The sequence below is a fragment of the Campylobacter sp. CNRCH_2016_0050h genome, assembly GCF_025772605.1.
In the GTDB taxonomy this organism is placed as follows: Bacteria; Campylobacterota; Campylobacteria; order Campylobacterales; family Campylobacteraceae; genus Campylobacter_D; species Campylobacter_D lari_D.
The window spans coordinates 1-13,515 of record NZ_JAKMSK010000010.1 but is presented as its reverse complement, the minus strand read 5'-3'; the positions used below and the strand labels follow the sequence as shown (position 1 = coordinate 13,515).

13 protein-coding genes and 1 pseudogene are annotated in these 13,515 nt (G+C 29.4%); 11 read left to right on the top strand and 3 right to left on the bottom strand.

The genetic code is table 11. The features are described 5' to 3' along the window. The 10 genes and pseudogenes from lpxC to L8X28_RS05920 all read left to right on the top strand — a co-directional run bounded on the left by lpxC (window position 1) and on the right by L8X28_RS05920 (window position 9,618). Window positions 1–885 (top strand): UDP-3-O-acyl-N-acetylglucosamine deacetylase, encoded by an 885-nt coding sequence (gene lpxC / locus L8X28_RS05965; protein WP_263660735.1) that lies wholly within the window; start codon window positions 1–3, stop codon window positions 883–885. Window positions 886–926: 41 nt separating this feature from the next. Beyond that, window positions 927–1,334 carry a tRNA threonylcarbamoyladenosine biosynthesis protein TsaB gene (locus L8X28_RS05960; RefSeq protein ID WP_263660747.1) on the top strand — a complete coding sequence of 136 codons (408 nt, stop codon included), beginning with the start codon at window positions 927–929 and terminating at the stop codon, window positions 1,332–1,334. 8 nt (window positions 1,335–1,342) lie between these two features. After that, entirely contained in the window at window positions 1,343–2,221 is an 879-nt protein-coding gene (gene thrB / locus L8X28_RS05955) for a homoserine kinase (RefSeq protein ID WP_263659729.1), read from the top strand. Window positions 2,222–2,245: 24 nt separating this feature from the next. After that, on the top strand, window positions 2,246–2,512 hold the full coding sequence (locus L8X28_RS05950) for a DUF448 domain-containing protein (RefSeq protein ID WP_133319640.1): 267 nt from the start codon (window positions 2,246–2,248) through the stop codon (window positions 2,510–2,512). Then, a complete protein-coding gene (gene infB, locus L8X28_RS05945; protein WP_263665811.1) occupies window positions 2,493–5,111 on the top strand; it encodes a translation initiation factor IF-2 in 2,619 nt (872 codons plus the stop codon). The genes L8X28_RS05950 and infB overlap by 20 nt, the downstream gene beginning before the upstream one ends. Continuing rightward, window positions 5,108–5,470 carry a 30S ribosome-binding factor RbfA gene (gene rbfA, locus L8X28_RS05940; RefSeq protein WP_220566486.1) on the top strand — a complete coding sequence of 121 codons (363 nt, stop codon included), beginning with the start codon at window positions 5,108–5,110 and terminating at the stop codon, window positions 5,468–5,470. Before infB ends, rbfA begins: the two co-directional genes overlap by 4 nt. Continuing rightward, window positions 5,460–5,882 carry a ribosome maturation factor RimP gene (gene rimP / locus L8X28_RS05935; RefSeq protein ID WP_263665810.1) on the top strand — a complete coding sequence of 141 codons (423 nt, stop codon included), beginning with the start codon at window positions 5,460–5,462 and terminating at the stop codon, window positions 5,880–5,882. The genes rbfA and rimP overlap by 11 nt, the downstream gene beginning before the upstream one ends. A 72-nt stretch (window positions 5,883–5,954) precedes the next feature. After that, window positions 5,955–6,242, top strand: a complete 288-nt coding sequence (locus L8X28_RS05930) for a hypothetical protein (protein ID WP_263660738.1) — start codon at window positions 5,955–5,957, stop codon at window positions 6,240–6,242. Between the two features lie 11 nt (window positions 6,243–6,253). Continuing rightward, window positions 6,254–8,251 (top strand): McrB family protein, encoded by a 1,998-nt coding sequence (locus L8X28_RS05925; RefSeq protein ID WP_263665809.1) that lies wholly within the window; start codon window positions 6,254–6,256, stop codon window positions 8,249–8,251. Then, window positions 8,251–9,618: pseudogene (locus tag L8X28_RS05920) on the top strand (McrC family protein). Before L8X28_RS05925 ends, L8X28_RS05920 begins: the two are co-directional and overlap by 1 nt. Here L8X28_RS05920 and L8X28_RS05915 read toward each other — a convergent pair. Further along, window positions 9,615–10,088 carry a BspA family leucine-rich repeat surface protein gene (locus L8X28_RS05915; RefSeq protein ID WP_263665808.1) on the bottom strand — a complete coding sequence of 158 codons (474 nt, stop codon included), beginning with the start codon at window positions 10,086–10,088 and terminating at the stop codon, window positions 9,615–9,617. The pseudogene L8X28_RS05920 and the gene L8X28_RS05915 sit on opposite strands and share 4 nt — an antisense overlap. Before the next feature lie 288 nt (window positions 10,089–10,376). Between L8X28_RS05915 and ribD the strand changes: the two genes are divergently transcribed. Then, the gene (gene ribD, locus L8X28_RS05910) at window positions 10,377–11,369 is read left to right on the top strand and encodes a bifunctional diaminohydroxyphosphoribosylaminopyrimidine deaminase/5-amino-6-(5-phosphoribosylamino)uracil reductase RibD (protein WP_263665807.1); all 993 of its coding nucleotides are present in this window, start codon (window positions 10,377–10,379) and stop codon (window positions 11,367–11,369) included. Here ribD and sppA read toward each other — a convergent pair. Both sppA and L8X28_RS05900 read right to left on the bottom strand, forming a co-directional pair. Then, window positions 11,366–12,259 carry a signal peptide peptidase SppA gene (gene sppA / locus L8X28_RS05905; RefSeq protein ID WP_263665806.1) on the bottom strand — a complete coding sequence of 298 codons (894 nt, stop codon included), beginning with the start codon at window positions 12,257–12,259 and terminating at the stop codon, window positions 11,366–11,368. The genes ribD and sppA overlap by 4 nt on opposite strands. A 24-nt stretch (window positions 12,260–12,283) precedes the next feature. After that, on the bottom strand, window positions 12,284–13,515 hold a 1,232-nt coding region (locus tag L8X28_RS05900; RefSeq protein WP_263665805.1), incomplete at its 5' end, for an autotransporter outer membrane beta-barrel domain-containing protein.

Here is a 13,515-nt window from a genome sequence, read left to right as displayed (position 1 = left end):
ATGAATCAAACAACAATAGCAAAAGAAGTTAAAGGTGTTGGTATAGGTTTGCACAAGGGTGAGCCTATTAGTATAAAATTAGAGCCATTAGAAGCTGGTAGTGGTATAGTGTTTTATAGAAGTGATTTGGGAATTTCTTATGAAGCAAAGCCTGAAAATGTCATCGATACACAAATGGCTACTGTAATAGGCGATCATAGGGGTTATGTTTCTACTATAGAACATTTAATGAGCGCAATTAATGCTTATGGTATTGATAATGTGCGTATAGTTTTAGACGCAAACGAAGCTCCTGTAATGGATGGTAGCAGTATAGGTTTTTGTATGATGCTTGAAGAAGCAGGTATAAAAGAGCTTGATGCGGCAAAAAAAATTTTAGTGATTAAAAAAAGTGTAGAAGTAAAAGAAGGCAATAAATTTGTGCGTTTAAGTCCTACGGATATGCCTATTATAAACTATACAATCGAATTTGATAATCCTATTATAGGCAAACAAAATTATTGTTTTGAATTTAGCAAACAAAACTACATAGAGCAAATAGCAAGAGCAAGAACTTTTGGATTTTTAAAAGATGTTCAAGCTTTAAGAGCTATGAATTTAGGTCTTGGTGGAAGCCTAGAAAATGCTGTTGTGATTGATGATAATCGTATTTTAAATCCTGAAGGTTTGCGCTTTAAGGATGAATTTGTGCGTCATAAAATTTTAGACGCTATTGGGGATTTAACCTTGCTTGGATGTAGAGTTTTTGGAGATTATACTTCTTATGCAGGTTCACACAAGCTTAATCATCTTTTAACTAAAGAACTTTTAAAAGATCCTAGTACCTATGAAGTGGTAAGCTTAGAAAAAAGCACACATAAGGTTTACGAAAAGGTTTTTGCATAAAAAAGGTTACTTTGCTTTTAAATGCCATAGTAAAACCTTTAATGCTTGGTATTTATGAAAATGATTTATTGCTAAATACCATTGAAAGTGATTTAAAAGTTAGCGAGGTTTTACCAAAAATATTGCAAGAATTACTTTCACAATATGAGTTTGAAAAGCTTATTTATGTACATGGGCCAGGTTCTTACATGGGTATAAAAATTTCTTATGTTTCTTTTGAGACATTAGCCATAGTCAAAAACATTCCTTTAAAAGCAATCAGTGCTTTTGAGTTAAATAACAACACTCCTATACCTGCAAACAAACATTTATGTTTTGTAAAAAAAGACAATGGTGAAATTATTTTAGAGAAGACACAAGCAGGAAGTTTTTTTATGCCTCAAAGTTTAAAAGGTTTAAATTTAAGCAAAGAAAATACACCTTTTTATGTTTTAGATGCAATTAATTAAGGTAAAAAATGAAAATTTTAGTTCCTGCGACAAGTGCAAATTTAGGTCCTGGTTTTGATTGTTTGGGCTTGAGTTTAAAACATTTTAATCAAACTATAGTTGAAAAATCTAAATTTTTTAGTATTAACATACATGGAGAAGGTGAAAATAATATCTATCTTAAAAAAAATAATACTTTTGTTAATATTTTTTATGAAATTTATCAAAGACTTAGCGGTAAAAAAGATAATTTTCGTTTTGTTTTTCAAAATAATATCCCTTTAGCAAGAGGTATGGGAAGTTCTTCTGCTGTAATAATTGGAGCTATTGCTTGTGCTTATGAATTAAGCGGATTTAAAGCAGATAAAAATATCATTTTAAATGAAGCTTTAAAATATGAAAATCATCCAGATAACATAGCTCCAGCAGCTCTTGGAGGTTTTGTGTGTGCATTAAATCACAATCAAAAAGTCTTAGCTATAAAAAAAGAAGTAGATAAAGACTTACAAGCTGTTATAACTATACCAAATGTAGCGATGAATACTCAAAAATCAAGAACAGTTTTAGCTAAAAAAATTAATCTAGAAGATGCTGTTTTTAATCTTTGTCATGCTTCATTTTTAACAGCTTGTTTTTTAGAAAAAAAATATGACATGTTGAAATATGCAAGTTTAGACAAACTTCATCAAAATCAAAGAATGAAACTTTTACCTGAGCTTTTTGAAGTACAAAAATTAGCTTTAGATAATAATGCTCTCATGAGCACGCTTTCAGGCTCAGGTTCGAGTTTTTTCACTCTAGCTTATAAAGATGATGCTAAACAAATCAAAGAAAAAATCAAAAATAAATTTGCTAAATTTAGAGTTGAGCTTTTAGAATTTGATGATGAGGGCTTTAAAATTTGCTAAAAATTCCAAAAAAAAGATATAATTTTGAAAAACCATATACCCATTAGAATGTGCATTGTTTGCAAAGGTCGTTATGAAAAGCAAAGTTTGCATCAATTTCAAATAAAAAATTCTCAAATTATCACTAAAGTGGAATTTGGTAGGAGTTTATATATTTGTAATCCATGTTTTGAAAAAGATGAAAAAACATTGCAAAAGGCTTTTATGAGAGCTTGCAAAGGCAATTTTTATGGCAGTATAAATCAGCAGGATTTAAAGGAGATATTTTTTAATGACAGATGTAAAGATTAGCGAAATCGCTCAAGAGTTAGGATATACTAGTAAAGAAATTATAGAAAAAGCCAATGAAATAGGCTTAGAGGATATAAAATCCCCTAACAAAAAAGTATCTTCTGAAATCGCAGAAGCGATTTATCAATATGTACAATCAGGTGAAATACTAGATGTGGTAAAAAAAGTGGCAAAGCCTAAAAAAGAAAGTGCGACTAAAAAAACTACTACTAAAAAAGAAGAAAGCAAAAAAGAAGAGAAAAAAACTACTAAAAAAGAAACAAAAACTCCTGTTAAAACAACAAATGAAAAGAAAGAAGAAAAGCAACCTGAAAATCCTATTAAAAATGAAGCATTAGAGGAAAAAAAAGAAGAAATTAAATTCGATGAAAAACTAGGCTCTAATTTAAATTTAGCTAAAAGAAGAGGTTTAGTTATCGTTAAAAAGAAAAAAGAAGAAAGTAAAGAAAACCAAATAAACAATGAAGAAAAATCTAATATACAAAATACTCAAGGTTTGAGCCTTAGTATGATTTTTTCAAATTCAGATGAGAATTTAAAAAGAAAGAAAAAAGAAAAGAAAAATCATCCTGCGACAAGTAAAAAAGAAAGCACTACTAAAATGGATCTTTTAGGAGATAAAGACTTTGCTGATATTTCTTTAGAAGATGATGATATGGTAGTTTTACCTGATTTTAGTGTAAAAGAAAACAAACCAGCACAACCAGCAAACAAAAAACAACCAAATATCTTAAAGCAATCTTTAAATAATTCTATCAATCCATTTGGCGAGGGTGGTATACAAAGAAGAAGTCGTAAAAAACCACCTAAAAAAGTAGAGAAAAAAGAAAGCGAAGCTATAACAAGTGTAAGTATACCTAAAGAAATTCGTGTGTATGAATTTGCTGAAAAACTTGGTAAAAACACCGGAGAAGTTATCTCTAAACTTTTCATGCTTGGCATGATGACGACTAAAAATGACTTTTTAGATGAGGATGCTATAGAAATTCTTGCAGCTGAATTTGGTGTGGAGATTAATATTATCGATGAAGCTGATGAGTTTGATTATGTAAAAGATTATGATGAAAACCAAACAGAAGAAAATTTAAGCCAAAGAGCTCCGGTTATCACTATCATGGGGCATGTGGATCATGGTAAGACTTCTTTGCTTGATTATATAAGAAAATCACGCATTGCAAGTGGCGAAGCAGGTGGGATCACTCAGCATGTTGGTGCTTACATGGTGGAAAAAAATGGTAGAAAAATCACTTTTATCGATACTCCAGGCCATGAGGCGTTTACTGCTATGCGTGCAAGGGGAGCTAGTATAACGGATATTGTTATTATCGTAGTAGCTGCAGATGATGGGGTAAAACCACAAACTAAAGAAGCGATCAATCATGCAAAAGCAGCTAATGTACCTATCATCATTGCTATTAATAAAATGGATAAAGAAAACGCAAATCCTGACATGGTAAAAACCCAACTAGCAGAAATGGACATCATGCCAGTAGAATGGGGCGGAAGCCATGAATTTGTGCCAGTTTCAGCTAAAAAAGGTGATGGTATAGAGGATTTACTTGAAATTGTATTATTACAAGCTGATATTTTAGAGCTTAAAGCAAATCCAAAAGCCCATGCTAAAGCAAGTATTATAGAATCTTCAGTGCAAAAAGGTAGAGGTCCTGTGGCTACTATCATCGTGCAAAATGGTATTTTAAGAGTAGGAAATACAGTCGTAGCAGGGGAAGCTTATGGTAAAGTGCGTGCTATGAGTGATGATCAAGGCAAAGCTTTAAAAGAAATAGGTCCAGGTGAGTGCGGAGTGATCATAGGTCTTAGTGAAGTAGCCGATGCAGGAGAAACTCTAATAGCCGTAGATAGCGATAAACAAGCAAGAGAATATGCTAATAAACGCCATGAATACAACCGCCAAAAAGAACTAAGCAAATCTACTAAAGTAAGTATAGATGAGCTTGGTGCAAAAATCAAAGAAGGCAATTTAAAAGCTCTTCCTGTGATCTTAAAAGCAGATGTGCAAGGTTCGCTTGAAGCGATTAAGGCGAGTTTAGAAAAACTCAAAAATGATGAGATCAAGGTTAATATCATCCATAGTGGGGTAGGTGGTATTACTCAAAGTGATATAGAGCTTGCAAGTGCGAGTGAAAACTCTATCGTTTTAGGTTTTAATATACGCCCAACTGGTGAGATCAAAGAACGCGCTAAAGATAAAGGCGTAGAGATAAAAACTTATAATGTTATTTATAACTTGCTTGATGATGTAAAAGCCTTACTAGGTGGTATGATGAGTCCTATCATCTCTGAAGAACAACTTGGTCAAGCTGAAATTCGCCAAGTGATCAGTGTGCCAAAACTAGGACAAATCGCAGGTTGTATGGTAACAGAAGGCACGATCAATCGTGGTGCGAAAATCAGGCTCATTAGAGATGGGGTTGTGGTATTTGAAGGTAATGTAAGCTCACTCAAACGCTTTAAAGATGATGTAAGAGAAGTTGCAAAAGGCTATGAATGCGGTGTAGGCATAGAAGGTTGTAATGATATGAGAGTGGGGGATTATATAGAAAGTTACAAAGAAGTTGAGGAACAAGTAAGCCTATGAACCCAGCCGAAATCAAAAAGCTACGCACAGAAAGCATTTTAAAAGAACTTATACCAGAAGCTTTAGCAAATTTAGACAACGAAGCTTTAAAAAATTTGTGCGTAGTGGATGTAGAGTGTAAAAAAGGCAGATACGATGCTTTTGTGTATTTAGATAAAATGTTTTTTAATACCCAAGAGCAAGAAATTATACTCAACCAACTCAAAAAAGCCGCCCGTGCTTTGCAAAATTACTGCATGAGTGAGCAAGGGTGGTATAGATGTCCGAATTTTCACTTTAAATTTGATGATAGATTAGAGTATCAAAACTATATGGATGCTTTATTTGAAAAAATCAAAAAGGAACAAAATGAATCTTGAAGCACTTTGTAAAGAAGCAGGGCTTAGCTTTTATGATGATGAGCTAGTAAGTGAAAATGGTAGAAAAATTTATAGAATTTATGTGCAAAAAGAAGGTGGAGTAGGGCTTGATGATTGCGCTAAGCTTAGTGAGATTTTATCACCTATTTTTGATGTAGAGCCACCTGTGAGTGGGGAGTATTTTTTAGAAGTATCAAGCTGTGGGCTTGAGAGAAAACTTAGCAAAATCGAACATTTTGCAAAAAGCATTAACGAACTTGTAAAAATCACAACTAGTGAAAAAGAAAAAATCGAAGCAAAAATCATCGCCGTAGATGATGAAAATATCATTTTAGAAAATTTAGAAACTCAAGAAAAAACTACTATAAATTTTAGCGACATAAGAAAAGCTAAAACCTTCATACAATGGTAAAAATTTAGAATTCTAAATTTTTACTTATTTTTTATATAATTAAATTTAAATACAAAAACAAAAAGGCGTATAATGCTTGAAAATAAATATGATTATAATATAAGCAAAAAAGATAAAAATGGCAATGTGTATTATCATTTTCCAAAAGATGAAGATGAATTTAAAGAAGCAGTTGTAAAAAATGGCGGCATGAGTGTATATGTTTATCAAGATGATAAATTAATAGATGAATTTCATACAAAAAGTCAAGGTTATAAATGGACTTCGCCTGTTTTTAATTATTTAAAAACTATGCATAAAGATAGTGAATATTTTTATAGATATTATAAAAATTGTAAATTTTTTGCAATTGTGGATTAAAGGAAAATAGTATGAATGTTGTTGAATTTCACTTTTCAAATGGAAATAAAATACAAGCACAAATAGAAAACTCAAACGAAAAAATTTTTAGAATATTTTTGGAAAAAAGATTAAAGACTGTTAATCAATATATCAATACAGCAAAATATGCAATTAAAGAATGCAAAAGATTAAATATTGTTAATAGAGATGATTTTGATACATTTCAAATAAACTCTATGGAAGTTTTAATAAATTTGTCATTTGAACTGAAAGATGGATTATTACAAGAATATAATTTTAAGAGCGGAAAAGGTTGTCCGCATGCTTGCATTAATTCTCACTATTTGGAATTTGTAAAATATGTCAATGCTTATAAAAATTATGTTTCAAAAGATATGGTTAAGTATTTGAAAACAAGAGGCGGCGAGAAAGAATTTAAAGTAGAAATAAAAAATCAAAAGATAAAAGTTATAACGAGTGCTGATGCTGTTGGGCTATATTCTTTAAATAGGTTTTTAGAATATAGTGTTTTAAGTAAAAATGAAGATGATTTATATGCTAAACCATTATTTGGAGATATATTAAGTAGCTCAAATCTTAGTGTAGTTAAGCAAAGTGAAAATGAAAAATTTTACAAAGAGCATTTTTTGAAAATGAAAAAAACACCAAATGAAAATCAAAATCCACCTTTAAATCAAATTCTTTATGGACCTCCAGGGACAGGAAAAACTTATCATACTATAGATAAAGCTTTGGAGATATTGGGTGAAAATTTAGCAAATAAAGATAGAGATGAGAAAAAAGCAAAATTTGATGAATATGTAAAAAATAGGCAAATAGTTTTTACTACTTTTCATCAAAGCTATGGATATGAAGAATTTGTAGAAGGTATAAAGCCTCATATAGATAGCAAAGAAAATTCTAAGGAAGTAGAATACGAAATAAAAGACGGAATTTTTAAAGAACTTTGTAAAAAAGCTTTGGATAATTATGAGAATAGTATCTTAAATATAGATGAGTTAAATAAAAAAATAGAATTAAAGGAAAAAGTTGAAAATTTTTTAAATTGGCTTTTGGAAACAAATGAGCCTATTGGTAAAACAAAGGGTGGAAATTTCTTTGTTGTTGATATCAATGATAAAACGGTTATGATTTATAGTGAAGGAGTAGAGAGATTTGATGGAAATTTTAATTTAAGTATATCTATATTTATGGAATTATTAAAACACAAAGATGAATTTAATAATGCTGCTGAAATGTTTAAAAAAGTATTTGATAGAGATTATGCCGATAGAACTCATACTTATTATTTTAATTTAGTGAAAAAATTTAAAGCATATGAAAAACAATCAACTGCAAAGAATGAAAATAAGAAAAACAACGATAATTCTTTAAAACCTTATATAATAATCATAGATGAGATTAATCGTGGTAATGTAAGTAAGATTTTTGGTGAGCTTATTACTTTAATAGAACCTAGCAAAAGAATAGGTAAAGAAGAAGAGTTAAAGGTAACTTTGCCTTATAGTAAAGATGAATTTGGAGTGCCTAAAAATGTTTATATCATAGGCACTATGAATACAGCTGATAGAAGTATAACTTCTCTTGATACAGCTTTGCGAAGACGCTTTGAATTTATCGAGATGATGCCTAAACCTAATGTTTTGTCAGATAATTGCGAAGGTGTTAATTTGCAAGAATTATTAAAAGCTATTAATACTCGCATAGAATACTTGCTAGATAGAGAAAAGACTATAGGGCACGCATTTTTTATAGGCATTGATAGTTTAGAGAAATTAAAAAATGTTTTTCAAAATAAAATTATCCCATTATTGCAAGAGTATTTTTATAATGATTATGCATTGATTGACGCGGTTTTAAATAAAAATGGTATGTTAGAAAAACAAGATATAAATAGTGGTTATTTGAAAAATATGACAGATTTTATAGAAAGTGATAAGGTTATTTATAAGTTTAGTGATAGTCAAAAATGGGATGAAGCTACTTTTAAAAAAATATATGAATAATGAAAACAATTAACACTTTTTCTATCATCGAATATCAAGCTTTTTCTAAAGAAGATTTAAAAGAAATTTTCAAAGAAAAGACTGAAATATTTTATAAAGAGCTAGAAGACTTTGCAAAAAATAATGAAAAAGTCTTCTAGGCTTTAAAAATAAAAACACCTTAAAAGCTAAAAATTATGTCGGCATTATACAGACTAAAAGTGGTGTTTTAGAGATCTTGCCAAAATGCATGAATTTGGAAAAATTAGAAGAAGATAAACTATCAAGTAAATGTAAAGAAAAATCAAAAGAAGATACTAATTCAAAACACGATAAAGAAAAATTAAAAAAAATACTACGAATTAGAAAATATCTCTAAAAATGATGATTTTTATAAAAAAGATTGTGAGATTAATCCTAGTATTCTTTTAATCAACATGCTAAAAACTTTAAAAAATTCTCCGTTTAAAAATAGCAATATCTCTTCTTTGCAAGTTTCTAAAATGTCTTTGTTTGAGATTTTTATCACGATGTTTTTAGATGAATTTGATAGTGTGTATAAAAAAGGTTTGATGAGATCTTATGTAAGTAGCGAAGAAAACAGAGCTTTCTTAAAAGGAAAATTACTATTCAATGAGCATATAAAATCAAATTTAATACACAAAGAAAGATTTTTCACAAGTAGCGATGAATTTGTTTTAGACATAGCACCAAATCGTTTGATAAAATCAACATTAAATTTTTTAAAATCCAAAACAAGCTTGAATAAATTTAAAATCATCAAAGCTATGCAAATGCTTGATGAGGTAGAATTTTCTAAAAATTATGAAAAAGATTTTAGTTTTAAAATTTCAAGACATTTTGATTATTATGAAAATATACTTTCTTGGTGTAAGATATTTTTACAAAATCAAAGCTTTGCTCCATATAAAGGTAAAAACGAAGCCTTTGCTTTACTTTTTCCTATGGAAAAACTTTTTGAAAACTATGTGGCTTATATGTTTAAACTTGCTAATCCTAGCAAAAATATAAAAACCAAAAGTAGTGGAAAGTATTTAATCTCAAAAAATGATGAAAAATGTTTTATGTTAAAGCCTGATTTATGTATAGAAAATAAAATGATTTTAGATGCAAAATGGAAAATTCCAGATGATAGTGAAGATGAGAAAAAGCATGGTATATCGCAAAGTGATTTATATCAAATGTTTGCTTATGCAAATAAATACGAGATAAAGGAAATTTATCTTATTTACCCTCTATGTGAGAGAACTTTTGACTTAAGAGAGAAATTAAAAACTAAAGATATTAAGTTTTTAGCACAAGGTTTTTTAAAAGCTTGTGATGAGCATGTAAAGCTTAAGGTATTTTTTGCACCTTTGCCTTTTTAAAACAAGTAATCTTGATCTAGTTTCCATTTTTGTGCAATGCTTTTGTCAAGTTTATGGCAGTTTCTAAACATTTTATGCATATAATCAACTTTACTTGTATCCCAATTAGATAAGTCTTGGTTAAAATTAACGCAATTTTCAAACATAAAATCCATATTTTTTACTTTAGAAATATCCCAACTCGATAAATCCTGATTAAAATTTTCACAACCTTCAAACATTGAAGTCATGCTTTTTACATTTGAAACATCCCAATATTTTAATCCTTTAAAATCACTTCTTGTAGAATTTTTAAATAATTCGCTCATATCTGTGATAAAGCGGGTGTCTATATCTTTTAAATTAATTTCATCTTCGATCAATTCTTTTAATTCATCTTTTGTTTTTGGGTGATAATTTTTTAAAGATAAAATTTTCGTGTAAATATAATATAAAATTCCTATGATTATTATTGTACATAGAGTAAACATTATAGGTATTATAAGATGCTCTCCAAATATTGCAAAAGCTAAAATAATTACAATTAAAAGAATATACCAAAAACAATAGTATATTAAAAATAAGATTCCAACTATAACTAATATTATTAATATTGGTTTCCAAAAAATACTGAATAAAAATATTGCAAATATTATATTTATAATAGTCCAAATCATATTATTCCTAATTAATTATATTAATTTTATTATATTGATTATTTATTGATTAGTGTTAATATATTTTGCTATATTTTAAAAAATAAAATTATAGAAGGTAATATGAATCACGAATTTTATATGAATTTAGCCATAGATGAAGCTTGGAAATATCAGCTTTTGACCTACCCCAATCCAGCCGTAGGTTGTGTAATCTTAGATAAAAATGGCAAAATTTTAAGTATAGAAGCGCATAAAGAAGCAGGTAAGGCTCATGCAGAGCTTGAAGCAGTGAGTAAAGCCTTAAAAGTGCTTAATCCAAATTTAGATTTACCACAAAATGCAAATGATTTGCATGAGTTTATTTGTCAAAATCATCAAGGGTTATTAAAAGGCGCTAGTGCTTATGTGAGTTTAGAACCTTGCAATCATCAGGGTAAAACCCCACCTTGTGCGAAACTTTTTAGCGCACTTGGTTTTAGTGAAGTTTTTATCGCTACTAAGGATGAGCATAAGCTCGCAAGCGGTGGAGCAGAGTTTTTAAAAGATCAAGGCATAAAAGTTCACATGGGAATTTGCGAGCAAAGAGCCAAAGAGCTTTTAAAGCCTTTTTTAAAATGGCAAAAATCAAGTTTTAAATTTTTTAAACTAGCCCTTTCTTTAAATGGCTCTGCTTATGGTAAAATAGTAAGTTCTAAAGCAAGTAGAACCTATGCTCACACATTACGCTCAAAGCTTGATTTGCTAGTAGTAGGTGGAGAAACTATAAGGCATGATAGGCCTATTTTAGATGCAAGGTTAGTTCAGGCTAAAGCACCAAATTTATGCATACTAAGCCGTCAAAATTTAGAAAGTTTTGATTTAAACATTCCTTTATTTAGCGTGCCCAAAAGAGAAATTTTTACAAGCATTCCTAGTGAAGCAAAGTTTATCATGTATGAGGGTGGGGAGAACTTTTTAAAAGCCTTTAAAGATGAGTTAGATATGCTTTTGATTTTTTCAAGCTCGAATTTAAATACCTTTGAAAATGTTAAGTTAGATTTAAAGCTAAAGCCTTTATACAAAGGCTTTTTAGAAAATGATACTTATGGATTTTATGAGATTATTAAATCTTAGTAGATTTTTTGTGAGCTTACTTGTGTGAAAAATTGCGCTAAAGTGTTAGCAAAAAAGCTAGCACTTTGCTCTTCTAATCGTTTTAAAAACTTATCTATAGCATCTTCTTTTTGCCAGATAGGGTTTTGCACTTTGGCTAGTTTTTCTAACTCTTTTTTGGCTTGTTCGTAATTGCCTATTTTATCAATGAGTTTTAATTTTAAAGCCTCATTTGCTAAAAACACTTTCGCATCAGCCCATGAGCTTGTTTGATTTAAATCTAGCTTGCGATTTTTAGCGACAAATTGCGTGAAAAGTTCATAGCTTTGATTAGCTAAATTTTGCAAAAAGTCTTTTTCATCTTTGCTCCATTTACGCATGAAAGTTCCTGCTTCTTTATAGCTTCCTGCTTTGATGGTTTGCTCATTTATACCAAGTTTTTGTGCAAGCTCACTTACTTCAAAGCCTTGCATAATTACCCCAATAGATCCTACAAAGCTAGCAGGATTAGCGATGATCATATCAGCTCCCACCGCGCTTAGGTAGCTTCCGCTTGCTATAGTTCCACCTGCATAGACTACCACAGGTTTTTTAGCTTTAAGATCTTGTATAGCTAAAGCTATTTCCATGCTTGGTGCAAAAGCTCCACCAGGGCTATCTATAAAAAGCAAAACTCCTTTTATAGCTTTATCGTCTTTGGCTTTGTAAATTTGTTCTAAAAGATTGCTCGCATCGCTAATTTCGCCTTTAAGATTAATTTGAGCTAGGTTTGCATTAGAAAGTTTGGCATTATCCCCGCTTGGAGTAAGGATTAAAAACACGATAAATAAAAACACAAAGGTTTTAAAATAAGTGTTGATATAAGAAATGGTTTTTCCAATTCCTTTAAAAAATGATTTTATAATCTGCATTCTTTTCCTTTTTAAGTTGTTTAATCAAAAATTAAATCCAAAATTTGACACCAAATTAACATTATATTGATTTTTATAAATTTCATTTAATAATTTTATATCAAAAAAGAATGTTTTATTTGGTTTGAAATTTAGTCCAAGGTTAATGTTGAGTAAGTTAGTATCTAAATCATAGTATTGTTTAAATTTTTGATTTTTAAAATCAATAAAATTTGCATTATTGCTTATCTTTTTTCCTGTTAATCTTTTTTCATACAATATAGAACCTGTTATAGTATTTTTATTTTCATCTAAATTTGGTAATACATAAGAAGAAGTAATCCCTAAAACTAAAGATGTGCTGTTGTGTTTTATGCTATCGTAAGATTTTGAAAAAATTCCACCGCTTTCACTAAATGCATTTTGTTGAAAATAATTGTAATTAAAATATACCAAAGGAGTTAAATTTAAATTTTTATTATAACTAAATTCTTTTGCTACACCTAATTGGGTAGAAGTTATCAATCCATTATATGTTCCTTTTAAAGTATCTGAATTTAGTATATATCTTTGCATGTTGCTTGAGTATAATCCTATGCCAATACCGCTTAAAATTTTAAAATTTTCTAAATTCAAAATATAATTGCTTGATAAATTTGCGTTTTTTGTTTTGATATTAGATGTTGAAAAATCAACATTAGAATATGAAGTACTTAAATGCGTTGCGAACATTGAAGAATTAATTTCTTTTCCTACGCTAAGATTGAGTCCATAGGAGCTTCCATGAAAATCATTACCATATATTTTTTTAAAATTAGGTCCCATTTGGAAGATATATGTTTGATTATCATAAAAATTGAAATTAGCTATATCACTTTGATATAATAAATTTGTCGGATAAGTATTACTAGCTAATCTAATATCCTCCATAGGTGTATTTATGAAAGTTGGATTAAGAGTTGAGAGCATGTTATTTTGTCCGAAATTACTGTAGGTGTTTAATAATTGGATTGAATTGGATAAATAATCATTTGATTCCAAGCTTTTTAGACTACTTTGAACGATTTTTTTATCTGCATTATCTAGTAAAATAAAATAATTTTTATAGTTTTCATTTAAGTTATCCATCATTCTAATGCTTCTTAATGCTTGTCCTATGGTGCTATTTTGAGTATTATATGCATTGTTTTTTATAATAGGCTTGACTATTATTTGAGAGTTATCATGTTCAGGTTTTGGTTCAGGTTTTGGTTCAGGTTTTGGTTCAGGTTTTGGTT